The organism is Caulobacter sp. GW821-FHT12A07 (assembly GCF_058807655.1).
The window spans coordinates 279,103-303,460 of the sequence record NZ_JBXAQX010000007.1 but is presented as its reverse complement, the minus strand read 5'-3'; the positions used below and the strand labels follow the sequence as shown (position 1 = coordinate 303,460).

Annotated in this window: 21 protein-coding genes; 6 read left to right on the top strand and 15 right to left on the bottom strand. The window is 69.3% G+C overall.

Annotation, left to right across the window (positions count from 1 at the left end; all coding sequences use genetic code 11):
- Positions 1-300 precede the first annotated feature (300 nt).
- From AC1RRS_RS16705 to AC1RRS_RS16695, 3 genes are all read left to right on the top strand, one after another.
- Positions 301-3,582, top strand: a complete 3,282-nt coding sequence (locus tag AC1RRS_RS16705) for a TonB-dependent receptor (protein WP_492856087.1) — start codon at positions 301-303, stop codon at positions 3,580-3,582.
- Positions 3,583-3,757: 175 nt separating this feature from the next.
- The gene (locus AC1RRS_RS16700) at positions 3,758-4,738 is read left to right on the top strand and encodes a sensor histidine kinase (protein WP_492856086.1); all 981 of its coding nucleotides are present in this window, start codon (positions 3,758-3,760) and stop codon (positions 4,736-4,738) included.
- 16 nt (positions 4,739-4,754) lie between these two features.
- Positions 4,755-5,792: a P1 family peptidase gene (locus AC1RRS_RS16695; RefSeq protein ID WP_492856085.1), complete on the top strand. Its 1,038-nt coding sequence runs from the start codon at positions 4,755-4,757 to the stop codon at positions 5,790-5,792.
- Here AC1RRS_RS16695 and AC1RRS_RS16690 read toward each other — a convergent pair.
- The 9 genes from AC1RRS_RS16690 to AC1RRS_RS16650 form a co-directional block, all read right to left on the bottom strand.
- Positions 5,741-6,271, bottom strand: coding sequence for a MarR family winged helix-turn-helix transcriptional regulator (locus AC1RRS_RS16690; protein WP_487288194.1), 531 nt, complete (start codon positions 6,269-6,271; stop codon positions 5,741-5,743). The genes AC1RRS_RS16695 and AC1RRS_RS16690 overlap by 52 nt on opposite strands.
- A 214-nt stretch (positions 6,272-6,485) precedes the next feature.
- Positions 6,486-7,397, bottom strand: coding sequence for a hypothetical protein (locus AC1RRS_RS16685; protein WP_492856084.1), 912 nt, complete (start codon positions 7,395-7,397; stop codon positions 6,486-6,488).
- A gap of 82 nt (positions 7,398-7,479) precedes the next feature.
- Positions 7,480-7,719, bottom strand: coding sequence for a hypothetical protein (locus tag AC1RRS_RS16680; protein WP_492856093.1), 240 nt, complete (start codon positions 7,717-7,719; stop codon positions 7,480-7,482).
- A gap of 31 nt (positions 7,720-7,750) precedes the next feature.
- The gene (locus AC1RRS_RS16675; protein WP_110121943.1) at positions 7,751-8,005 is read right to left on the bottom strand and encodes a DUF3297 family protein; all 255 of its coding nucleotides are present in this window, start codon (positions 8,003-8,005) and stop codon (positions 7,751-7,753) included.
- A gap of 95 nt (positions 8,006-8,100) precedes the next feature.
- Complete coding sequence (locus AC1RRS_RS16670; protein WP_492856083.1) at positions 8,101-9,516, bottom strand: serine hydrolase domain-containing protein; 1,416 nt, start codon at positions 9,514-9,516, stop codon at positions 8,101-8,103.
- Positions 9,517-9,602: 86 nt separating this feature from the next.
- On the bottom strand, positions 9,603-11,882 hold the full coding sequence (gene parC / locus AC1RRS_RS16665; protein WP_492856082.1) for a DNA topoisomerase IV subunit A: 2,280 nt from the start codon (positions 11,880-11,882) through the stop codon (positions 9,603-9,605).
- Between the two features lie 70 nt (positions 11,883-11,952).
- On the bottom strand, positions 11,953-12,171 hold the full coding sequence (locus AC1RRS_RS16660) for a hypothetical protein (protein ID WP_110121947.1): 219 nt from the start codon (positions 12,169-12,171) through the stop codon (positions 11,953-11,955).
- A gap of 83 nt (positions 12,172-12,254) precedes the next feature.
- Positions 12,255-13,754, bottom strand: coding sequence for an ATP-binding protein (locus AC1RRS_RS16655; protein WP_492856081.1), 1,500 nt, complete (start codon positions 13,752-13,754; stop codon positions 12,255-12,257).
- Positions 13,751-14,422 (bottom strand): response regulator, encoded by a 672-nt coding sequence (locus tag AC1RRS_RS16650; protein WP_110121948.1) that lies wholly within the window; start codon positions 14,420-14,422, stop codon positions 13,751-13,753. Before AC1RRS_RS16650 ends, AC1RRS_RS16655 begins: the two co-directional genes overlap by 4 nt.
- 122 nt (positions 14,423-14,544) lie before the next feature.
- On the opposite strand from AC1RRS_RS16650, the gene AC1RRS_RS16645 reads away from it, so the two are divergent.
- Both AC1RRS_RS16645 and AC1RRS_RS16640 read left to right on the top strand, forming a co-directional pair.
- Complete coding sequence (locus tag AC1RRS_RS16645) at positions 14,545-17,307, top strand: TonB-dependent receptor plug domain-containing protein (RefSeq protein ID WP_492856080.1); 2,763 nt, start codon at positions 14,545-14,547, stop codon at positions 17,305-17,307.
- 130 nt (positions 17,308-17,437) lie between these two features.
- The gene (locus AC1RRS_RS16640; RefSeq protein ID WP_492856079.1) at positions 17,438-18,208 is read left to right on the top strand and encodes a siderophore-interacting protein; all 771 of its coding nucleotides are present in this window, start codon (positions 17,438-17,440) and stop codon (positions 18,206-18,208) included.
- Positions 18,209-18,214: 6 nt separating this feature from the next.
- On the opposite strand, the gene recO is transcribed toward AC1RRS_RS16640, so the two are convergent.
- From recO to lepB, 5 genes are all read right to left on the bottom strand, one after another.
- On the bottom strand, positions 18,215-18,946 hold the full coding sequence (gene recO / locus AC1RRS_RS16635; protein WP_487288201.1) for a DNA repair protein RecO: 732 nt from the start codon (positions 18,944-18,946) through the stop codon (positions 18,215-18,217).
- Positions 18,947-19,801: an arylamine N-acetyltransferase family protein gene (locus AC1RRS_RS16630; RefSeq protein ID WP_492856078.1), complete on the bottom strand. Its 855-nt coding sequence runs from the start codon at positions 19,799-19,801 to the stop codon at positions 18,947-18,949.
- Complete coding sequence (era, locus tag AC1RRS_RS16625) at positions 19,794-20,744, bottom strand: GTPase Era (protein ID WP_492856077.1); 951 nt, start codon at positions 20,742-20,744, stop codon at positions 19,794-19,796. Before era ends, AC1RRS_RS16630 begins: the two co-directional genes overlap by 8 nt.
- 148 nt (positions 20,745-20,892) lie before the next feature.
- Complete coding sequence (rnc, locus tag AC1RRS_RS16620; protein ID WP_487288204.1) at positions 20,893-21,600, bottom strand: ribonuclease III; 708 nt, start codon at positions 21,598-21,600, stop codon at positions 20,893-20,895.
- 4 nt (positions 21,601-21,604) lie between these two features.
- The gene (lepB, locus tag AC1RRS_RS16615; RefSeq protein WP_492856076.1) at positions 21,605-22,462 is read right to left on the bottom strand and encodes a signal peptidase I; all 858 of its coding nucleotides are present in this window, start codon (positions 22,460-22,462) and stop codon (positions 21,605-21,607) included.
- Positions 22,463-22,669: 207 nt separating this feature from the next.
- Between lepB and AC1RRS_RS16610 the strand changes: the two genes are divergently transcribed.
- Positions 22,670-24,016: a S41 family peptidase gene (locus AC1RRS_RS16610; RefSeq protein WP_492856075.1), complete on the top strand. Its 1,347-nt coding sequence runs from the start codon at positions 22,670-22,672 to the stop codon at positions 24,014-24,016.
- A gap of 139 nt (positions 24,017-24,155) precedes the next feature.
- Here the strand turns inward: AC1RRS_RS16610 and AC1RRS_RS16605 are convergent, their stop codons facing one another.
- Positions 24,156-24,299 (bottom strand): hypothetical protein, encoded by a 144-nt coding sequence (locus AC1RRS_RS16605; RefSeq protein WP_492856074.1) that lies wholly within the window; start codon positions 24,297-24,299, stop codon positions 24,156-24,158.
- Between the last annotated feature and the right edge of the window lie 59 nt (positions 24,300-24,358).

Genomic DNA, 24,358 nt, shown 5'->3' with positions numbered 1-24,358 from the left:
GGAAGCCGGCAGCCAAACGACCGCGCGGAGCGTCTAGGCTTCGTCGAAACGGTATCTGTCTACACACCTCCGGGCGTAGCCCGGGCGCTCCGCTCTCCTTCGATCAACTCAGCGGCCCGCCGCGTGAGGATGAGATCGCGCGCCTCTCGCCCCTCAACGTTGCCCATCCGCCACACCCGTCACACCTCCGCCACAAATTTTACGCGCCGACTGGAGGTTTCCGTAACGCCCCCCGTCGAAGCCGGTAAGAACGTCGCGTCGAGGGGGCGCGGCGGACAAAGGGGACTCGAGATCTTGTCCATGCGTACCGATCAACGCCGCCGGACCGTCCGCGGCCTGCTGCTGGCCTCGGCCGCCGTCCTGACCATCGCCGGTCAGGCCGCCGCCCAGGGCTCGCGCCACACCTTCAACATCCCGCCGCAGGACGCCGTCTCGGCCCTGCAGACCTACGCCAAGCAGACCGGCAAGCAGGTCCTGTTCCCGTACGAGGCCGCCGCCGGCCGCAAGACCCCGGCCGTGACCGGCGAACTGCCGGACGCCGAGGCGCTCAAGCGCCTGGCCGAAGCCGCCGGCCTGGTCGTCGCCTCGGACGACGGCAAGACCATCACCCTGCGCGCCGCCCCGGCCGCCCGCCCCCAGTCGGAAGCCGCCGCGACTGAAGCGGCTCCCGAAGAAGTCGCCGAAGTCGAAGCCATCGTCGTCGTCGGCAGCCAGATCGAAGGCGCCAAGACCACCGAAGCCCTGCCGGTGACCGTGGTCGGCGAGGCCGAGATCGTCGCCACCGGCGCCGTGTCGGGCGACGAGCTGTTCCGCTCGATCCCGCAGGCCGGCGACGTCCAGTTCCAGGAAGCCCGCACCACCGGCAACCTCAACGACGCCCGCGGCGACGTCTCGTCGATCAACCTGCGTAACCTGGGCACCGGCAACACCCTGATGCTGCTGAACGGTCGCCGCCTTGTGCTGCACCCCGGCACCCAGACCGAGAACTTCGTTCCGGTGCAGACCGCCAACACCAACGCCCTGCCCGTCTCGGGCGTGAAGCGCGTGGAAGTGCTGCGCGACGGCGCGGCGGCCATCTACGGCACCGACGCCGTGGCCGGCGTGGTCAACACCGTGCTCGACACCAAGTTCCGCGGCCTGAAGATCGAAAGCCAGGTCGGCGGCTCGGAAGGCACCGGCTATCGCGAAGGCTCGTTCAACGTGAAGGCCGGCACGCGTCTGGAAGACGGCACGCGCCTGACCTTCTTCGGCAACTACACCGCTCACAGCCGGATGATGGCCACCGAGCGCGACTACGCCGCCAGCGAAGATCACCGCAGCCAGATCGAGGACGAACTGTTCGCCGGCTCGACCAGCTTCGACAACCGCTCGACCTCCAGCCCCTGGGGTTCGTTCACGGTGATCCCGTCGTCGACGGTGGTCCGCCAGAACGGCACGGCCCTGACCTCGTCGGGCGTGTTCCACATCGAGCCGGTGTCCAACACCGCCGCCGGCTGCAGCAGCGCCACGCTCAGCGGCGACATCTGCATCAAGTCGGGCACCATCACCGGCACCAACGACCGCGTGCTGCGCTACGACGAAAACACCCAGCGCACCCTCAAGGGCGGGCTGGAGCGCACCAACCTGTTCTCGACCGCCGAGAAGGACCTGGACAACGGCCTGACCCTGTTCGGCGAAGCCGGCTTCTACCACGCCCTGTTCACCGGCCAGCGCGAGCAGTCGGCCCCGCTGTCGTCGGCCCCGATCAGCATCGCCGCCAACGCCTACTGGAACCCCTTCGGCGCCACCACGCTCAGCGACGGCTCGGCCAACCCCAACCGGCTCTCGGGCCTGACGGGCGTGCCGACCACGGGCCTGGCGATGAACATCACCACCTACCGTCCGGTCGACGCGGGTCCGCGCACCTACACCGTCACCGACAACAACTTCCGCCTGCTGGGCGGCGTGAAGGGCAAGTGGAACGGCTGGAAGTGGGAATCGGCGCTGCTGTATTCCGAGGCCAACACCAAGGACGCCACCCACAACGCCATCAGCAACACCCTCTTCCAGGCGGCCGTGAACCGCACGGACTCCACCGCCTACAACCCGTTCAACGGCGGCTCGCTGACCAACTATTCGGGTGAGGACGGCACGCCCAACAGCAAGGCGACGATCAACTCGTTCCTGATCGACGTCTACCGCATCAGCAAGACCTCGCTGGCCCTGGCCGACTTCAAGGTCAACAAGGCCGACCTGTTCAGCCTGCCCGGCGGCGACGTCGGCGTGGCCCTGGGCGCCGAATGGCGTCGCGAGACCTTCAGCGACGACCGCGACGACCGCATGGACGGCACGATCACCTACACCAACTCGGTGACGGGCGTGACCTACGGCAGCGACGTCATGGGCGCTTCGGCGGCTCCGGACGTTTCGGCCCACCGCCAGATCTCGTCGCTGTTCGGCGAACTGGCCGTGCCGATCATCTCGTCGGACATGAACATCCCGTTCGTCGAGGAAGTGACCCTGCAGCTCGCCGCCCGCGACGAGTACTATTCCGACTTCGGCAACGTGCTGAAGCCCAAGGGCGCCCTGCTGTGGAAGGTCGGCCAAGGCCTGTCGTTCCGCACCTCGGTGTCGCAGAGCTTCCGCGCGCCGAACCTGCCGCAGTTCTACAGCGAAGGCGCGACTGTCTCGAACAGCCGCACCGACTACGCCGCCTGCCGGATCAACGCCGTCACCTGCTCCAGCGCCAGCACGCTGGAAGTGCGCATCGGCAACAAGGACCTGAAGCCGGAAGAAGCCGACAACGCCTCGATCGGCTTCGTCTACCAGCCGCGCTTCATCCCGCTCGAGTTCGGCAAGGTCACCCTGACCACCGACTTCTGGTCGATCCGCGAAAAGAACGTCATCGGCATCCTGGGCGGCTACAACCAGATCGCCTACGACTACCTGCTGCGCCTGCAGGGCAGCTCGAACCCCAACGTGGTGCGTGAGGCCGCGACCGGCACGAACACCGTCGGCACGATCTCCTACATCAACGACACCTACATGAACCTGCAGCCGCGGGTCCTGCAGGGCGTCGACTTCAGCCTCGACTACGACCTGGACGACACCCCCTGGGGCGACTTCGGCGTCACCGTCAACGTGGCCAAGCTGACCAAGTACGACCAGGCCGCCAGCCCGATCGAACAGATCCTGATGAAGGCCGTCGCCGACGGCACGCTGTCGGGCCTGACGATCTCCAGCGCCGGCAGCCAGATCCGCCTGGACGGCAATCCCGAGTTCCGCGGCAGCGTCAGCATGACCTGGCGCAAGAACGGCTGGGGCGCCGGCGCCTTCGTCAACTACGTCGGTTCGGTCTACGACACCGGCGTGACCCAGGTGAACGGCCGCTACTACGAGGTCGACGACTGGACCACGGTCAGCCTCTACGGCCAGTACGCCTTCAAGAGCGGCGGCCGCATGGACGGCACGACCTTCCGCGTCGGCGTGCGCAACATCGCCGACAAGGATCCGCCGCTGAACTCGTCGAACTTCGGCTACTACGGCTCGCTGGCCAACTCGACCGGCCGCTACTGGTACCTGAACGCCAGCAAGAAGTTCTGATCCTCCACCCAAGGATGATCACGCAGGGCCCGCCCGTCGCCAGACGAGCGGGCCTTTCCGTATTCGGACCATGGCGGTCGGGATTTGCGTGACCCGAAAGTTGTTTTAGGAAATAGTTCCGGCAACGGCGACGTGAGCTTTCGACGCCGTACGAGTCGGGGCCTTTTCGAAAATCATGTCGCGCGTGGGCTCGTCCTCGATCGCTTTGCGCTATGCCTTGGCGGTCGCCGCCGCCGCGGCCGCCTTCTTCGTGCGCCTGGCGCTCAACAGCTGGTTCCCGCCCGGCTTTCCGTACCTGACCTTCTTCCCGGCCATCGTGCTGACCGCCTATTTCGCCGGCCGCGGCCCCGCGATCCTGTGCGCGACCCTGTCGGGCCTGGCGGCCTGGTACTTCTTCATCCCGCCGTACAACAGCTTCCGGTTCGACTTCGCGACCATGGTGGCGATCGCGTTCTACGTCTTCGTCACGGCGGTCGACATCTTCTTCATCGACGGCATGCGCCAGACGATGCGCAAGCTGGCGGTCGAGCGCGAAAGCCTGGCCGATCTGGCCCGCAGCCGCGACCTGCTCTATCGCGAGATGCACCATCGGGTGAGCAACAACATCCAGGTGGTCGGCGCCCTGCTGCGCCTGCAATCGTCGGGCGTGAAGGACGAGGACGCCCGCCACGCCCTGACCGAGGCCGGCGGCCGCATCGAGACCATCGCCAAGATCCAGCGCCAGCTTCACGACCAGACCGGCGAGCCGACGCCCTTCCGGTCCTTCGCCGAGGCCCTGCTCGACGACGCAGGGCAAGCGGCCGGCGCCCGCCACGGCGTGCGGGTCGAGGGCGGCGAGACGGCCCTGCATCCCGAACAGGCCACGCCCGTCACCCTGGTCATGCTGGAGTGCTTCAACAACGCCCTGGAGCACGCCTTCGCGTCCGGTTCGGACGGCCGCATCGTCGTGGCCCTGGAGCAGGACGGCGCCGACCACGTGCTGACCATCCGCGACAACGGCGCCGGCCCGCCGGACGGCTTCGAGCCGGCCAAGTCGCAGAGCCTGGGCCTGCGCATCGTCCACGCCATGGCCAGGCAACTCGGCGGCGCCTTCACCATGGCCCGCGTCGACGGCTGGACCGTCTGCCGCCTCACCTATACGCCTACCGCCGCTTAGAGCGGAGTTCAGCCCCATGCCCCGTCCCGGTCCGCGCAATCTGATCACCGACGTCGCGGGCCTGACGGTCGGTCACGCCCAGGACGAGGCCGTGCGCTCCGGCGTCACCGCCCTGCTCTGCTCCGAGGCCTGGACGGCCGGCGTCGACGTGCGCGGCGGCGGGCCCGGCACGCGCGAGATCGACGTGCTGAAGCCGGAGAACAATTTCAGCAAGGCCCACGCCATCTGCCTGTCGGGCGGCTCGGTGTTCGGCCTGGGCGCGGCCGACGGCGTGGTCGCGGCCCTGTCGGCGGCCGGTCGCGGCATCCGCCTGGCCCCGACCTCGCCGGCCATCCCGATCGTGCCGGCGGCCGTGCTGCACGACCTGGGCAACGGCGGCGACAAGGACTGGGGTCTGGATCCGCCCTACCGCTGGCTCGGCATCGAGGCCGCCGCCGCCGCGAGTGAGGACTTCGCCCTGGGCTCGGTCGGCGCGGGCGTCGGGGCGATGGCGGGCCTCTCCAAGGGCGGGATCGGCAGCGCCTCGCTCGATCTGGGAGACGGACTGGTGGTCGGCGCCCTGGCGGCGGTCAATCCGGTCGGCTCGGTGCGGATGGCCGACGGCGAGACCTTCTGGGCCTGGCCCTGGGAGATCGACGGCGAGTTCGGCGGCGCCCGCCCCGCGCCCGACGCTCCGACCGAGGTCGAGCCGATCCCGGACGATTCCAAGCTGGCGGCGCTGGGACGGCTGACGCAGGGCGCCAACACCACCCTGGCCGTGGTCGCGGTCACCGCCGACCTGACGACCGCCGAATGCACCCGGCTGGCCATGATGGCGCAGGACGGGCTGGCGCGGGCCATCCGCCCCGTCCACACGCCCTTCGACGGCGACGTGGTCTTCGCCCTGGCCTCTGGCGCTCAGGCGCTGGGAGACGGTCCCGGGCGCGCCGTGGCGCTGGCCCGCCTGGGCTCGGCGGCGGCCGACACCCTGGCGCGGGCCATCGCCCGCGGCGTCTTCGAGGCTCAGTCCTCGACGGGCGGCGCGGCGGCGTCAGGCGGCGCGTCGGCGCCGTAGAGCTGCACGGCGGCGGCTTCCAGCCGGCCCATGAGCCGCTTCAGGGTCGCCACCTCGCCGGGAGCCAGGCCGGCCAGCAGGGCCGCCTCGTAGGCCAGGGCCAGCGGCCGGATCTCGGCGAACAGGCGACGGCCGGCGGCGGTCAGTTCCAGCGTGTGCGAGCGGCGGTCGGTGCGATTGGTGATGCGGGCCACCAGGCGGCGCTCAACCAGGTCCTGGGCGGCGCGGCTGACGCGGACCTTGTCCATGGCGGTGCGCGCCACGGCCTGGTGCTGGGTCAGCGGCCCCTCGATCAGGGTCGACATCAGCCGCCACTGCGGGATCGACAGGCCGAAGCGGTCTTCGTAGGCGCGGGCGATCAGGCGGCTGACGGCGCTGGAGGCCGTGGCCAGGCGGTACGGCACGTAGTCCGAGAGCGACAACTGCTCACTGGCGGCGTCCGGCGAACCCGGCGTCAGGGATGAGACCGTCGCGGCCATGCCTATTCCTTTCCTCCTGCTTCGGCCCGCGGCCCGCGAAGACGGAGCCGTCTCTACGCCGAATCACGCTCTGGCGACACACCGCGAGCGCCGATCGATCTGGCGCCGCGATGGAAACGCTCTCAATCGTCCGCCCTCGACTGTGGCGGAAACCGGGTATTTCGCCCTTGCCGTGAGCATACGCACCTAATCGCGCCCAACCAAGCGGCGCCGTTCAGTGGCCGTGACCGCCCCCATGGCCGCCCCCATGGCTATCGTCATGTCCGTGGGCGGACTTCGGGGCCGGCTCGGTGTGGGTCAGCTGTTTCTGGCAGCGTTCGAGCAGGCGCAGGTTGTCGGGGCTGTTCCAGACGTCGGCGAACTCGACCACCACCAGGCGCAGGCGGCGCATGTGCTCGTTCCATTCCAGCGGCGGCTCGGGCTTGTCCTCGTCGTGCTCGTGGTCGTCGTGGTCCTTGCCGTGGGCGTCGGCCCCGCAGGTGCAGCGGTGCGGCGCGGCGGCCTGGGCCGGGCTGGCGGCGGCGTTGATGATCACGGTCTGCTTGCTGCTGATCTTCACCTGCGGCGTCGCCAGGGCCAGGCCGCCGATGGTGACCGGCGCGCAGCAGACAACGCACTGGCAGGGCGCGGGGGCCCTGCACGCCGTCGTCGGCTCGTGCGGCTTAGCGTGCGGGTCATGGCCGGCCTTGGCCTCGTCATGGCCGGCCTGACCGCCGCAGGTGCAGACCTTGGGCTTGGGCTTGGGTTTCGGCTTGTGCTCGGCCTTGACCTCGGGCTTGGGAAACTCCCCGACGCAGGCCTTGCCCAGCGCCTTGAGGGCCTTGCCGCTGGCCCCGAACTCGATCAGCGCCCCGACCCGGGCGTCGACCTCGGCGACCAGCTCCTCGGCGCGGCGCAGCAGTTCGCCCGTCGGCGCGCTGGTGGCGGCCACGCAGCGGGCCAGGATCGCCTTGTGAATGGTCTTGGGCACGTCGCGCCAGCGCTCGTCCCGGCCCTTGCGGCCCGTGAAGCGCCCCGCGCAATAGGCCAGGGCGGCGACCGCGAGCGCGATCAGGACGATGCCGGCCAGCAGGGTCGGATCGAAGATCGGGACCGGCGTCTCGACCGGAAACTCGGATTGATACACCCCACCCCTCCCGCAAGCGCCATTCGACGAGCACCGTTATGGTTAACGCATGCGCGCGACGCTTGCACGGCGAAGGTTGGGTTCAGCGGCGGGAAATCACGCCTCGGGCGCGGGCGCCCTGGTCATAGCGGCTCTCGCCGCCGTAGACGGCGACCTCGCACAGGATGTCGCCGCCTTCCTGGGCGGCCCAGAGGTAGTTCCGCTCGACCTCGACGTTGCGGCCGGCCGGCGAGAGGCCCTCGAAGGTGTCTCCCCAGGGAATCACCTTCGACAGGTCGCGCCAGCTCAGGGTCATGGCCCGCGACAGCTCGTCGTCGGCCATGGCCTGGAGATCGGGATCGCTCACCAGCGTCCTACTCGGACGGGGCTTCGAGGTCGCGGAAGTACGGCACGACCTCGCCTTGCAGCTTGATGGTCATGGCGTTGCCCTTGCGGTCGACGGTCTTGCCGGCGGTCACCCGCACCCAGCCTTCGCTGACGCAGTATTCATCGACATTGTTCTTCTCGACGCCCTTGAAGCGCACGCCCACGCCCCGCTCCATGGCGGCGGCGTCGTAGAAGGGGCTGTCGGGATTGGCGGACAGGCGGTCGGGAGGCGTATCGCTCATCGGGTCGGCTTTCGAAGTCTGGAGGCGAGCGGGCTCGCCGAAGCGGGCGTGATAGCGAGGAAAGGCGGGAAAACCAAGCGGTTGGGGCGAAGGCCTCAGCGCGAGGCCGGCGCCCGGCCGGTCGGCGGCCCCTTCGACGGGGCGGCCGGAACCTTGGGCGGCGTGTTCGCCGCCTGACGCACCGGCGGGCGCTCCAGGGCGTGATAGACCCACTTGCGGGTCTCGGCGTCGAGGCCGGGTCCCACCCCGCCCAGGCGCTGGATCATGCCGATGAAGAAAAGGTCGTTGGCCGGGTCGATCCAGAACCAGGTGCCGGCGCTGCCGCCCCAGCTGATCGTGCCGGGGCCGACCGGCGCGCCCGAGGCGGCCGGATCGACCGCCACCGCCACGTCGATGCCGTAGCCCATGCCCAGCGCGAAGGGGAACGCCTTCTGCTGGCCGGGCTTCAGCACGCCGGACGTGCCGTCGGTGGTGACCTGGAAGCTGGGCGGCAGATGGTTCAGCCGCATCATCGCCACCGTCTCCGGCTCGAGGATGCGCACGCCCTCCAGGTCGCCGCCGTTGAGGATCATCTGGGCGAAGCGGGCGAAGTCCTGGGCGGTGGACAGCAAGCCACCTCCCCCCGACGGCGCCAGCGGCGGCCGGGAGACGTCGCGCCAGCCGCCCTCGACGGCGGGCGTCAGCTTGCCGGTGACGGGGTCGGCGTCATAGATCGCCGCCAATCGCGCCAGCTTGTCGGGCGGCGTCCAGAAGGCGGTGTCCTTCATCTTCAGCGGCCTGAAGATCCGCTGGCGCATGAACTCCGGCAGGGCCTGGCCCGACAGGCGCTCGATGATCAGGCCCTGGATGTCGGCCGCCACGCTGTAGCGCCACAGCTTTCCGGGCTCCGAATACATCGGCAGGCTCGAGATCTTCTGCACCATCGAGAACAGCGAATCCGACTGCAGCACGCCCGCCCGATAATAGGCCTGGTCGGCGAGGCTGCCCGGATCGTCGGCGATGCCGTAAGCGAAGCCGGCCGTGTGGGTCATCAGCTCGCGCATGGTCGGCGGACGGCTCAGCGGCGACAGGACCGGCCGGCCGCTGGCGTCGACGCCGTTGGCGACGCGCAGGTTCTCGAACTCGGGAATGAACTTGGTGACCGGGTCGTCCAGCTTCCAGCGGCCCTCGTCGTATAGGATCAGCATGGCCACGCCCGTGACCGGCTTGGTCTCCGAGCGGATGCGGAAGATGGCGTCGGCAGGCATCGGCTGGACGTCCTCCAGCGCGCGCTTGCCGAAGGCCTGCTCGCTGACGATCTTGCCGTGGCGGGCCAGCAGGGTCACGCCGCCGGCGATCTGCCCCTGGTCGACCAGGCGCTGCATGGTCTCGTCGACGCGCTTGAGCTTCTCCGACGAAAAGCCCGCGGCCTCGGGCTTGGCGCGCGGCAGGCCGCCCGCCACCCCGGGATGGGCGGCGGCCAGACCCAGGAACCCGGCAAGGGCTCCGACGGACTTGCGCCACAAGCTCATAAGTCGACTTATCTCACAGGTGGTTGGCGAGAGCATGGCGCCTACCTACGCGCGCTACGCCCTCGCCCATATCACATCACTCAAGCCTATTTGGGCTTGAACCGCTTGGACGTCGGGAAGCCCTTGGGCGCCAGCTTGCCGGCGCCGGCCCGGCGGCCGACGAAGGTCTGCCAGTCGGCCCAGTCGCGGCGGCGCAGGGCCGAGTCGATCCAGAAGCCGCCCGTCTCGGCGTTGAACGACAGGCCGTCGCGCAGACCGCCCTCGCGGTAGGCCTGCAGCTTGACGCCCTTGCCGCGCGGCATCTCCGGCAGCTCTTCCAGCGGGAAGATCAGGATCTTGCCGTTGTCGCCGATCACGGCGAACTGGTCGCCGACCGCTTCCAGGCAGAAGGCCGCCCCTGAAGCGTCGACGGTCAGCACCTGCTTGCCCGCCTTGCGGTTGGCCAGGGCCTCCTCCTCCGGCAGCAGGAAGCCGTAGCCCTGCTTGGAGGCCAGGATGCGTTTGCGGCCGGCCTTGAACGGGAAGACGTCGATGATCTTCACCTTGTCGTCCAGCTCGATCATCATCCGCACCGGCTCGCCATGACCCCGCGCCGACGGCAGGTTGGCGCAGCCGAGCGTGAAGAAGCGGCCGTCCGAAGTGAACAGCAGGAGCTTGTCGGTGGTCTCGGCCGGGACCAGGAAGCCGAGCTTGTCGCCTTCCTTGAACTTCAGCTCCGACGGATCCTCGATCCTGCCCTTGGCGGCGCGGATCCAGCCGCGCTCGGACAGGATGATGGTGATCGGCTCGCGGACGATCATCGCCTCGATGGCGGCGTCGGCGTCAACCACCGGGGCCACGTCGAACACCGAGCGGCCGGTCACGCCGGTCGGGCGCGGCTTGTCCAGCGGATGCTTGATCTTCAGCAGGGTGGCGCGCACCTGGCGCAGGCCCGTGCCGACCAGGTCCCACTGCTTCTTGTCGCTGGCCAGCATGGCCAGGATGCCGTCGCGCTCTTCCACCAGTTCGGCGTGCTCGCGGCGGATCTCCATCTCCTCCAGCTTGGCCAGTTGGCGCAGGCGGGTGTTGAGGATGGCGTCGGCCTGGATGTCCGAGAGCCCGAAGGTCTCGATCAGCTTTTCCTTCGGCTTTTCCTCGTAGCGGACGATGCGGATCACCTCGTCGAGATTGAGGTAGGCGATCAGCAAACCGTCGAGGATGTGCAGGCGGGCTTCGATCTTGGCCAGGCGGTGGCGGGCCCGGCGGGTCAGCACCTCGCGGCGGTGGGCCAGGAAGGCCATCAGGGCCTGCTTGATGCCCATGACGCCCGGCGTGCCGCGCGCGTCCAGCACGTTGATGTTGACCGAGAACCGGCTTTCCAGCGCCGAGAGCTTGAACAGGCTCTCCATCAGCACTTCGGGCTCGACGTTCTTGGACTTCGGCTCGAGCACCAGGCGGATGTCCTCGGCGCTCTCGTCGCGGACGTCGCCCAGGAGGGCGGCCTTCTTGCTCTCGATCAGGTCGGCCAGTTGCTCGACCAGATCCGACTTCTTCACCTGATACGGGATCTCGGTGACGACGATCTGGTAGGTGCCGCGGCCGGTCTCTTCCTTTTCCCACTTGGCGCGGGTGCGAACGCCGCCGCGACCGGTCTCGTAGGTTTCCAGCAGGGACGCGGCCGGCTCGACGATGACGCCGCCGGTCGGGAAGTCGGGGCCCGGCACGCGCTCGAGGATGTCGGCGGTCGTGGCTTCGGGGTTGCTCAGCAGCAGCAGGCAGGCGTCGATCAGCTCGGCCGGGTTATGCGGCGGGATCGAGGTGGCCATGCCGACGGCGATGCCGGCCGAGCCGTTGGCCAGCAGGTTCGGGAAGCCCGACGGCAGGACCACCGGCTCCTCGTCCTGGCCGTCATAGGTCGGGCGGAAGTCGACCGCGTCCTCGTCGATGCCGTCGAGCAGAAGCGTCGCCGCCGCCGTCATCTTGCATTCGGTGTAACGCATGGCCGCGGCGTTATCGCCGTCGATATTGCCGAAGTTGCCCTGCCCCTCGACCAGCGGGATGCGCTGGGAGAAGTCCTGGGCCAAGCGCACCAGAGCGTCGTAGATCGACTGGTCGCCGTGCGGGTGGAAGTTACCCATCACCTCGCCGACCACCTTGGCGCACTTGCGCGCGGCAGATTCGGGGTTCAGGCGCATGTTGCTCATGGCGTAGAGCACGCGCCGGTGCACCGGCTTCATGCCGTCGCGCACGTCGGGCAGAGCCCGTGAGCCAATGGTCGACAGCGCATAGGCCAAGTAGCGCTTGGACAGCGCCTCGGTCAGCGGCTCTTCGAGAATGCGGTCGCCGTCGCCGGGACCGCCGGGGGGAGGAGTGACGGGCTTGTTCATCAATCAGATTCGTTTCGGCCCGCCAGCCTAGCAGATGTCGGCCGCTCGATTCGAGGCGCGTGGGGGCTTTTTACGAGCTAACCGCCGCCGGCGCCCCGAGAACGGCCCCAGCCCGCTCGACGAGGTCGATCACCGCCTCGTCGCGCCACACCTCGACGGCCTGGGCGCTGCCATGGTCGCGCAGCAGCGATAGGGCGTGCCGGCGATAGGCGCCCTCGTCCAGGTCCTGGATATCGACGGCCGTGGCGACCTGGTTCGCGGCCAGACAGACGAACGTGTAGGTTTTCATCAACAGCCCTCGCCCCAAGCGTAGCAGATCGAAGGCGCTTGTTAGTCGCCTGGCCGACCGATCACGGGATTGGGATCGACGCGTCAGCTTTCGGCGGTTTCGCCGGCGCGCGCCGGCAGGGCCAGGGTGGCGCGCAGGCCGCCGATCGGGGCGCGGCCCAGGGTCAGGGCCCCGTCGTGCAGCTCGGCCAGCTCCAGCGCGATCGGCAGGCCAAAACCGTGCCCGGCGCCCCGCTCATCGAGGCGGCTGCCTGGCACCAGGGCGGCGGCGGCGGCCTCGTCGGTAAGGCCGGGGCCGTCGTCGTCGATGACCAGCACCGCCCTGCCCCCGTCGCGACTGGCGCTCACCCGCACGGTCCGCTCGGCGAACTTCCAGGCGTTGTCGAGCAGGTTGCCGGTCATCTCGTCGAAGTCCTGCGGGTCGCAGGCCACGAAGAGATCCTCGGGGATGTCGAGTTCGGCCCGCACCCCGGCGGCGGCGTGGATGCGCGACAGGGCCGCGACCAGGTCCTCCAGGCGCGGCCTGACGTGCAGGGCCGGACGGCCCGGCGCCCCCGGCGAGGCGGCGCGGGCGCGGCCCAGGTGATGGCCGATCGCGCCGTCGATCTGGGCGATCAGGCTGGCCAGGCTGCCGTCGGGATCGCGCCCCGGCTCGGCCAGCCGCACCGCCAGCGTCGCCAGCGGGGTCTTCAGGCCATGGGCCAGGTTGGAGACGTGGCTGCGCGCCTTGGCCAGGGCCGCCTCGTTGTGGTCGAGCAAGGCGTTCAGCTCGGCGACCACCGGCTCCAGCTCCTTGGGCTGGCGGTCCTCGATGCGCTGCTGCTCGCCGGCCCGCACGGCGGCAAGCGACGCGCCCAGCTTGCGCAGCGGTCGCAGGCCCAGTTCCAGCTGGCCGATCATCGCCGCCAACAGGCCCACGCCCAGCACCGACAACGACAGCAAGAGCGGCCGCAGCCCCTCGTCGCGCATGCGGTCGCGGATGTAACGCGGCGCGCCGGCGGTGATCACCACCGGGCCGCGGCTGGAATTCACCGTCAGGGTGCGGAAATAGAAGCTCTCGTTCCAGCCGCTGCGCGAGCGCCAGCGACGCGACTCCTTCAGCGGACCGGTCGGCGGCTTTTCGAGATGGGCGTCGCGCGCCGAATGCTCTCCTTGGGGGCGCTCTCCTTGCGGACGCTCACCCTGCGGCCCCGGCCCTCCCTGCGGACGATCGCGATCACGATCGGGGCGCGGTCCTTCGGCCTTGGGCCAGGGCGATGGGCCGCCGCTCTGGCGAGGGTCCATCATCGCCACGGTCTGCGAGCGCAGCGTCCCGGCCGGTCCCTTGACCACCCAGGCCCAGCCTGCCCCGCGCCGCACGAACGGGCCGACCGACTGGATGCGGTCCTGATCGAGCGTGCCGTCGGTCTTCACCGCGCGGGCCAGCACCGAGATCTGCGACTCCAGGCTGGCGTCGACGCTGCGGCGGACGAACTGGTCGAGGGTGGGCTGGATGGTCAGGGCCGCCAGCACCACCGCCAGGATGGTGAACAGCACGCCGCTGATCAGCAGCCGGGCGCGGATCGAGGTCAGGGAGGTGATCACGACGGCTCGCCCCCGGCGGTCAGGCGATAGCCGCGGCCGCGCACGGTCTCGATCATCTCGTGGCCGATCTTGCGCCGCAGCCGGCCGACGATGACCTCCAGCGAGTTGGAGTCGCCGCCAGCGTCGCCCTCATAGGCCTGTTCGAGGATGTCCATCCGCTCGACCACCACCTCCTTGCGCAGGATCAGGCACGACAGCACCCGCCACTCGAAGCTGGTCAGCTTCAGCGGCATGCCGTCGAACTCGAACCCGCCCAGCTGGGCGTCGTAGGTCAGCCGCCCGCAGGCGATCTTCGGGCCGTGGTGGCCGGCGGCGCGGCGCACCAGGGCGCGCAGGCGCATGACCAGTTCCTCCACCCGGAACGGCTTGGTCAGGTAGTCGTCGGCGCCGGCCTTGAAGCCTTCGACCTTCTCGGTCCAGCCGTAGCGGGCGGTGAGGATCAGCACCGGCAGCGGCCGGTTCTGCTCGCGCCACGACCGCAGCACCGACAGGCCGTCCTGCTTGGGCAGGCCCAGGTCGAGCACGGCGGCGGCGTAGGTTTCGGTCGAGCCCAGGTGCGCGCCGGTCTCGCCGTCGGCGGCGATATCGACGGCGAACTGCTCTTCGCGCAGGGCTTGGGCGATGCTTTCGGCCAGCGGCGCGTCGTCTTCGACCAACAGGATGCGCATCCCCCATCCTTAGCCGATGAACCCAAACCGAACCTGAACCACTTCGTTCAGGCTGTGTCGGGGTTGAGTGCGTTAGAGAGGCTGAACTCGAGGGATTCGGCCGAGCCGTGGGGATATAGGAAATGACGAGGAAGATGGCCCTGCTGGGCCTTCTGGGCTGCATCACGCCGTCGATGCTGTACGCGCAGGAAGCCGCCAAGCCCGCCCAGACGCGCCAGGTCGCCCAGGAGACCGAGGACGTCGAGGTCGAGGGCATCGTCGTCACCGGCCAGCGCCAGTACGGCGCGGTGCTGGGCGACATCCAGCCGGAAGAGACCTTCACCGCCGCCGACGTCCGCTCCCTCGGCGTCAGCTCAGTGACCGAACTGCTGTCGGAACTGTCGGCCCAGACCACCAGCGCCAGCGGCGGCTCCCCCGTCGTGCTGCTGAACGGCCGCCGCATCTCCGGCATGGGCGAGATCCGCGACATCCCCACCGAAGCCATCCAGCGGGTCGAGATCCTGCCCGAGGAAGTGGCCCTGAAGTACGGCTATTCGGCCGACCAGAAGGTGGTCAACGTCGTGCTGCGCCAGCGCTTCCGCGCCCGCACCGGCGAGGTCAGCCTGGCCGGTCCCACCGACGGCGGCCAGACCACCGAGCAATTCGAGTCCAGCACCCTGCGCCTCAACCGCCAGGGCCGGCTGAACAGCGCCTTCAAGTACAGCCACAGCGACAAGCTGCTGGAAAGCGACCGCGACCTCGAACCGACCGAGACCGACCAGCGCTATGACGGCGACATCTCGTCCTACCGCACGCTGAAGCCCCGCACCGACAGCCTGTGGTACAACACCGTCTACAACCGCGTGCTCGACAACGGCGTCTCGGCCACGGTCAACGGCAGCCTGTCCTACGACCAGAGCCAGTCGCTGCAGGGCCTGTCGAAGGCCCGGCTGAACATCCCCACGACCAGCCCGTTCTACGCCGGCGACACCACCCTCTATCGCTATGTGACCGACCTCGGCGCGATGGAGCAGTGGAATCGTTCCTGGAACGCCCATGGCGGCTTCACCCTGGACGGGTCGATGAAGTCGTGGCGCTGGAACCTGACCGGCAACTACGACCACGACGAAAGCCGCACCTCCAGCGACCGCGACGCCAGCGTCGTCGATCTGAACCAGCGGCTGGCCGCCCTGGATCCGACCTTCGATCCCTATGCCGACCTGCCGACCGGCAGCTTCCAGCGCAACACCGCCCACTCGATCAACGACACGGTCAACACCCAGCTGGTGATGAACGGCGCGCTGTATCGCCTGCCGGGCGGCGACATCTCCTCGACGGTCAAGTTAGGCGCTGAAGGCGCCTGGGTGGATTCCTGGTCGCGCCGCCTCGGGGTCGAGAGCGACGCCGACCTGTCGCGCGGCACGGCCAACGCCCAGGTCAGCTTCGACGTGCCGATCACCAGCCGGAAGAACAACTTCATGGCCAAGGTCGGCGACCTGTCGGCCAACCTGAACCTGGCCGTGAACCAGCTGTCGGACTTCGGGACCCTGAGCACCATCGGCGGCGGCCTGAACTGGTCGCCGATCAAGCCGATCAGCTTCATCGTCTCGGGAACCCGTCAGGAGAACGCCCCCAGCATGTCGCAACTGGGCGGCGCCCAGGTCACGACCTCGGGCGTGCAGGTGTTCGACTACGTCAACGGCGAGAGCGTCGAGATCACCCGCGTCAGCGGCGGCAATCCCGACCTGAAGTCCGAAGAGCGCAACGTCCTGAAGTTCGGCGTCACGGTGAAGCCGCCGCAGATCGACGGCCTGTCGGTCAACGCCAACTACACGCGCACCCGCATCGACAACCCGATCTCGTCGTTCCCCAGCGCCACGGCGGCGACCGAGGCGGCCTTCCCCGACCGGTTCTTCCGCGACGGCGACGGCACGCTGATCCGCATCGACGCCCGCCCGGTGAACTACGCCAAGCGCGAGAGCGAGCAGATCCGCTGGGGCTTCAACTACTCGCACCAGATCGGCAAGACCCCGCCGCGTCCCACCCCGACGCCGGAAGAGATGCAGCGCTGGCGTGAACGCCAGGGCCAGGACGGCCAGGGCCGTCAAGGTCAGGGTCAAGGCCAAGCCCAACCTGCTCAGGCCCAGACCCAGACGGCCGACGGCGCGCAGCCTCCCGGCATGGACCTGCTGCAAGGCCTCCAGCGCCAGGGCGGCGAGCAGCGCAGCGGCGGCGACAACGCCAACGCCCAACCCTCGTCCGACCAGACCCGCACCACCGGCGACCAAGCGTCCAGCGGCGGCGACCGGGGTCCCGGCGGCGGCGATCGTGGTCCGGGCGGCTTCGGCGGCGGACCGGGCGGCGGCTTCGGCGGTCCCGGCGGGCCGGGCGGCCCAGGGGGCGGCGGCCTCGGCGCCGCGCGCCTGCAACTGGCCCTGTTCCACACCGTGCGCCTGCGCGAGCGGATCTACATCTATGACGGCGGAGCCCCGCTCGACCTGCTGGACGGCGACGCCATCGGCAGCAGCGGCGGCACGCCCCGCAACGAGGTCGAGGCCCAGGTCGGCTTCACCAAGCAAGGCATGGGCGCGCGCCTGACCGCCAACTGGCGGCAGGCCACCGAGGTCGACGGCGGCACGACCGGCAGTTCGACCGGCACGCTGAAGTTCTCCGACCTGACGACCGTGAACCTGCGCCTGTTCGCCAATCTCGGCGCCCGGCGCGAACTGGTCGCCAAGTATCCGGTGCTGCGCGGCACGCGGGTGACCTTCGGGATCACCAACCTGTTCGACGAGAAGCAGACGGTGCGTGACGCCACGGGCGAGATCCCGACCAGCTACCAGGAAGACTATCTCGACCCCATCGGCCGCAGCGTGAAGCTGAGCGTCCGCAAGGTGTTCTTCTAAGACCTGGAAACGGCGGGCTCCTCGGATCCCGCCGTTTTTATTTCTCCGCCGGACATCCCCGGGCGGATGCGGGGGTCTAGGGTCCATCGGTCCGGGCCGACTCCCATCCTCCGAAAAGGATATCCCGCCGATGACCACCCCCGCCGAAACCGCCGAAGCGACCGACCGCTGGGCCCTGCGCCGCGTGCGCCACGAGATCCGCCGTCGAGTCTTGACCGTCACCGCCGTCGAGCGCCTGTCGCCCGGCATGCTGCGCCTGGTCTTCGCCTCGCCCGACCTGGCCGACTTCGTCAGCGCCGGCTTCGACGACCACATCAAGCTGTTCTTCCCCGTCGAGGGCGGCGAGCCGGTGATGCGCGACTACACCCCGCGCAGCTTCGACAACGCCGCCCAGAGCCTGGTCATCGACTTCGCCGTGCACGAGGCCGGCCCGGCCACGGCCTGGGCGCTGTCGGCCAAGGTCGGCGATACGCTGAACATCGGCGGCCCGCGCGGCTCGGTGCTGATCCCCGACGCCCTGCCCTGGCTGGTGCTGATCGGCGACGAGACCGCCCTGCCCGCCATCGGCCGCCGGCTGGAGGAAGCGGAAGACGGCGAGACGATCGCCACCCTGGCCATCCTCGACGCCGCCGACGACGCCCTGGCCGTCGAGACCAAGGCCGCCTGGACGCCGCACTGGCTGGTCCGCGACGGCGGCGACGACACCCAAGCTCTGACTGCCGCGCTGGACGCCGTGCTGCCGGCCGACAAGGAAGGCTTCATCTGGCTCGCCGCCGAAGCCCGCGTCGCCAAGGCTCTGCGCGCGCATCTGGTCGAGGTTCGCGGTTTTTCGCCCAAGCAGATCAAGGCCGCGGGCTACTGGGTTCGCGGCGCCGAGGGCGTCCACGAGCGGATCGAGTAGGAACGGCTAAAGCCGCCCCGCCTCGCCCAGCCGGTCCAGCAACCACATGCGGGCCGGCGGCAGCGGGCGGTTCAGAGGGCCAAACACGAACTGCTCGAGGAAGTGGCCGGTGATGTCGAGGCCCGCCTTGACGTCGCCGTCGCTCAAGCCGCCCTGCGACGACAGCAGGAACGGCGGCAGCGGCAGCAGCTTGTCCTGATAGGGCGCGCCGGCCTTGCGGCTGACAGCCCGGCCCGTACGCGGGCTGACATAGACCAGGTCGTCGAGGTCGCCGGTGGCGGCGCATTTCGACAGGTCCAGGCCAAAGCCCAGGTCCTGCAACAGGCCCGCCTCGTAGCGCACATAGACCGCAGGCCAGATGTCTGGGATCTCCAGCACCCGGATCAGGGTCTCCAGGGCCAGGAACGCGCCCGGGTGCGGCTCACGCTCGGGCAAGGCCCCAGCCGCGACCGAAGCGGCCGATTGCAGGCCGGCCAAAGCCAGGCGGTCGTCGAACAACGACGAAGGCCCCTCGCCCATCGGCTCCAGCTGGGCCGAACCCATCTGATCGGGACCACGGGCGCGATAGCGGACGATCACCCGCGCCCCGGCCTGCAGGAACGGCTTCATCCGCCGCGACGCCGCCCCGGCCACGTGGGCGACGAACTTGCCCCGGTCCTGGGTCAGCAGCTCGACGATCGCCCCGGTCTCGCCGTGGGCGCGGGCCGACAGCACGAAGGCGTCGTCCTCCCACTCCATCTAGGCGGGCGTCCCCCAGCCCACGACCTTCTCCAGCACCGCGCGCCATTCCGGCTCGACCGGCAGGCCGATGACGTCGCGCAGCACCGCCTCCAGCTCGTCGACCGACAGGTCGCGCTGCTCGACCAGCGCGCCCGTGGCGTCGCGGTGGGTCAGGCGGTTGTTCTTCAGGGCGTAGCGGGCGGTCGGCGTCGTGCGGCCCACCGTCATGCTCCAGGTGAAGTGCGAACTAGGGTGGGTGTAGGTGAAGAAGTTGGCCGGCTCGTAGTCGACGTCGTCCCACGGCCCCAGCGCCACCTGGTAGAGCGGCGCCCACTTGCCCGAGAGATCGGCCAGCACCAGGCGCTCGCCGCCCATCTCCGGCGCGGCCGGCTCGATGCGGAAAGCGCCGTTGGGCGTGGCCTGCACCTCGTCGGAGAACAGATCCAGCGGCGCGGTCAGCACGCAACCGCCGAAGCCGGCGTCGGCCAGCCAGTCCCTGCCGTCGATCGTGACCTTCAGGATCATGTGCGAGCGGGCGCGGGTCGGCGCTTCCGGAGGTTTCATCCACCAGACGCGCGCCATCAGCGACTGGACTTCGAAACCCAGCGTCTTCAGCACGCGCTTCAGCAACCCGTTCTGCTCGAAGCAGTAGCCGCCGCGACCAGCCGACAGCAGCTTGGCGTCGATGTCGGCCGGGACGATGCTGATCCCCCGGCCCAGCAGCACGTCGAGGTTTTCGAACGGGATGGCGTCCGGATGCTTCTGGCAGATCGCCCGCAGGGTCTCGAGCGTCGGCTCGCGCGGGCCGGCATGGCCGATCCGCGCGAAATAGGCGTCGAGGTCCACGCTGGGGGCGGCCTGGCCGTCAAACATCGAAGTCGAGACCCATGTCGCTGAACAGGCCGCGTTCCTCGGCCCAGTTCTCCTTGACCTTCACGTGCAGGAAGAGGTGCACCTTGCGGTCCAGGATGTCCTGCAGTTCCTCGCGCGAGGCCTGGCCGATCCACTTCAGCACCTGGCCGCCCTTGCCCAGCACGATGGCCCGCTGGCCGTCGCGCTCGACATAGATGGTCTGCTCGATGCGGGCGCTGCCGTCGGCGCGTTCCTCGAACGAGGTGGTCTCGACCGTGGCCGCGTAGGGCAGCTCTTCGTGGACCCGCAGATAGATCTTCTCGCGGGTGATCTCGGCGGCCAGAAGGCGGGCCGGCAGGTCGGCGGTCTGGTCTTCCGGATAGAGCCACGGGCCTTCCGGCATGGCTTCGACCAGCTTGACCATCAGGTCGTCGACGCCCGCGCCGGTCTCGGCGCTGATCATGAAGACGTCGGTGTAGACGCCGGTGTCGAAGAAGTCCTTGGCCACGCCCAGCAGGGTGTCGCGCTTGATGCCGTCGATCTTGTTGAGCGCCAGGATCACCTTGCGGCCGCTCTCCTTGAGGGCCTCGATGATGGTCTGGACGTCCTGCACGGCGCGGTGCTCGGCCGGGGTGGCGTTGCGGGCGCGGTCGGCCAGCTCGGCCTGCACGTCGACGAGGTGCACGGTGACCTCGGCCTCTTCCGAACCGGCCCAGGCCGAGCGCACCATGGCGCGGTCGAGCCGGCGACGGGGGCTGAAGATCCCGGGGGTGTCGACGAGGATGATCTGGGCGTTGCCCGACAGGGCGACGCCGCGCACGGGGAAGCGCGTCGTCTGCACCTTCTGGGTGACGATCGAAACCTTGGCCCCGACCATGCGGTTGACCAGGGTGGATTTGCCGGCGTTCGGCGCGCCGATGATGGCGGCGAACCCGGCGCGGGTGTTCTGGGTGGAGTCAGTCATTGCGCGTGCGTGTAGCACAGAGCACCGCAAAAGCCCTCCCCCTTGATGGGGGAGGGTTGGGTGGGGGTGGTCAGGGCGCTGGCCGGCGGAACCGCCGCATCACCCCCATCCCCGGCCCTTCCCCATCGGAGGGAAGGGTGAGGAGGTCTCACCCCGCTCCCACCTGCTCCAGCAGCGCCTTGGCGGCGGCCTTCTCGGCCTCCTGCCTCGACTTGCCCTTGGCGATGGCGGGATCGACGTCCTTGACCAGGACCTCGACGGTGAACACCGGCGCGTGGTCGGGGCCGGTGCGCTCGAGCACGCGGTAGGTCGGCAGCGGCTTGCCCTTGCCCTGCGCCCATTCCTGCAGGGCCGTCTTGGGATCACGCGGACGCCCCTGCCCCGCCCGGTCGAACTCCTCGGACCACAGGTCGAGGAACACCTTGCGAGCCAGTTCCAGCCCACCGTCCTGGTAGAGCGCGGCCATCAAGGCCTCGCAGGCGCCGGCCAGGATCGATTCCGTCTCGCGGCCGCCGATCTTGCTGGACGAGGCCGACAGGCGCAGGGCCGGACCAAGGTCGGCGCCCTTGGCCACCCGGGCGCAGGTCTCGCGGCTGACCAGGGCGTTCAGGCGCGGGGCGAGCTCGCCCTCCTTGGCCTTGGGGAAGCGCTCGGCCAGGGCCTCGGCGGCCAGGAGCCCGAGCACCCGGTCGCCGATGAACTCCAGCACCTCGTTGTCGCGGACCTTGGCCTTGGCGCCGTCGCCGACGCTGGCGTGGGTCAGGGCCCGCTCGAGCAGTTCGCGGTCTTCGAACCGATGACCGATCCGGCGCTCCAGGTCGCCGACGGCGGCGACCCGTCTGTCCTTCACGGCCATGATGTTACTTCAGCACGCGGAAGAAGCGGCTCGGACGGGCGTCCAGGAACCAGGTCCAGGGCTTGAAGAGGTGCGCGTCGGCGTTCCACGACAGCAGGATGATCTGGGCCTTGCCGACCAGGTTCTCGGCCGGAACGAAGCCCACGCCGATCGAGTCGCCCGTGTACTGGTCGTTCTCGTAGTTCCACTTGCAGGTCCCGGCGTCCGTCTTGAACGGCGAGATGCCCGGGTTGAAGCGGCTGTCGGCCGAGTTGTCGCGGTTGTCGCCCATGAAGAAGTAGCAGTTCTCGGGAACGACATAGACCCCGGTGTTGTCGCCCTGGGTGTCCGGACCGGCGTCGGCCTGGGTCAGGTAGGTGCGGCCTTCCGGCGTGGTTTCCTGGATGCGCTTCATCGGCTGGGTGAAGCCGTAACCGCTGTCGACCAGCACGTCGGCCAGTTCCTGGCGCTTGACCGGCTTGTCGTTGATGTAGAGCGCGCCGCCGCGAACCTGGATGCGGTCGCCGGGCAGGCCCACCAGGCGCTTGATGTAGTCGACGTGGCCGTCGCGCGGCAGCTTGAAGACGACGATGTCGCCCCGCTTGGGCGTCGAGCCCAGGATGCGGCCCTTGAACAGCGGCGGGCTGAACGGGATCGAGTGCTTCGAATAGCCGTACGAGAACTTCGAGACGATGATGTAGTCGCCTTGATAGAGGTTGGGCTCCATCGAGGCCGACGGGATCGTGAACGGCTGGAACAGCAGAACCCGCAGCACCAGGGCGATGCCCAGGGCGTAGGCCACGGTCTTGATGATCTCGATGAATTCGTTGACGGCGCCGCCCTTCTCTTCTTCGGGGGGCGTGGTCTCGACGGCTTCGGTCATGCGCGGCGGGGCTCTTTGCGAATGGGGGTCGGGCGAGCCCGACAGGTCTTGCTAGACGCGGTTGCCGCCGCGAGCAAGCATCGGCGCGATAGTGACGCTTCATGGCGACGATTGGGCGAACCGAACGATGGTCGCCTTAAAGATTATTCATTGGCCGCGCCCGTCGGCGAATGATGTTCTCCGGCGCGGTTCGTCAGGGGATCCGCCATGCGCCCGTCCATCCCGCTTCTCGCCCTCGCCGCCGGCCTCTGCGCCGTCTCGGTCGTCCAGGCCGCGCAGGTCGCGCCACGTCCCGTGGTCGACGGCGTCGCCAAGGCCATCGCCGACAACTACTACGACGCCGCCAAGGGCGCGGCCGTCGCGGCTCAGTTGCGCGCCGAGACCGAAAAGGGCGCCTACGACCGCCTGACCGACCCGCGCGATCTGGCCACCACGCTCACCGAGCGCCTGCGGCCCCTGGACCACCACTTCAGCGTCTCCTGGTCGCCGCCCTCGGCCGACGGCCCGCCGCCGCAGGGCGCCGGCCCAAGCGCGGGCGTCGGCCCCGCGCCTCGCCTGGCGCCCGCCGGACCGGCCAACGCCGAGCGCGATCCCTTCCGCCGCGCCAACTACGGCGTGCGCCGGGTCGAGATCCTGGGCGGCAATCTCGGCTATATCGACCTGCGGATGTTCGCCGACTTCGAGTTCGGCCAGCCCGACGCCCCGGCCCGCAAGACCATCGAGGCGGCGTTGCAGACGGTGGCCAACGCCGACGCGGTGATCATCGACCTGCGCGACAACGGCGGCGGTTCGCCGGCCATGGTCGGCTATCTCTCCAGCGCCTTCACGCCCAAGGGCGCCGACATCTACAACACCTTCAAGTACCGCGAGGGCACGGCCAGCGAGGCCCCGACCGACTGGTACGCCGCCCCGCGCCTCGACGTGCCGCTCTATCTGCTCGTCAGCCCGCGCACCGGCTCGGCGGCCGAGGCCTTCGCCTACACCCTGAAGAACGCCAAGCGCGCGGTGATCGTCGGCGAGGCCAGCGCCGGCGCGGCCAATCCCGGCGGCCCCGTGCCGGTGGCGGGCGGCTTCGCGGTCTTCGTGTCCAATGGCTCGCCGATCAGCCCGATCACCAAGACCAACTGGGAAGGCGACGGCGTGCAGCCCGACGTCGCGGTCGTCCCCGCCAAGGCGCTGGAGACCGCCCGCGCCCTGGCGCTGGAGACGGTGCTGAAGACCGCCGCCGGCCCCGACGCCCAGGACGCCCGCTGGGCGCTGGAGGCGATCCGCGCGGAGGCCTCGCCCCCCGCCGCCAAGCCCCTCGCCGACTATGTCGGCGGCTACGGCGGCATCGACATCGTTCAACTCGACGGCCGCATCGGCATGAAGCGCGGCAAACGTCCGGTCACCGTGCTGCTGCCGCTGGGCGGCGAGAGCTTCACCGTTCTGGACGAGCCCAGCCGCCGTGTCGTGTTCGAACGCGACGCCAAGGGCGCGGTGACGGCCTTCGAGGCGATCACCTCCGACGGCCGCAGCGCGCGGTATCGCCGCGAGGCAGCTCCGGCGAGCTGAAACGATCAGCCCTCACCCGTAAAACCCCCGCGAAAGCGGGGGCCCAGGTGTTTTATCGTCGAGCGCCATGGGTTTTCAGGAAAAGCCTGGGTCCCGCTTTCGCGGGGATTTTACGGAAGAAGGACGATCCTCGGCGAAATCAGACCGCTAAGGTCGCCAAAATCGCCACCAGCACCAGCGCCAGGAAACCCCAGCCGATAGCCAACCAGGCGAACGGCCTCTGCTGCCAGGGCGCCAGATTGGAACGCTTGGGTTCGACGTCTTCGTCGGTCCAGATGGTCATGTTGCAGTCCCCCGTTCCGAAACGGCGCAATGGCCGGCTCGGAGAGGGAATCACTGCAA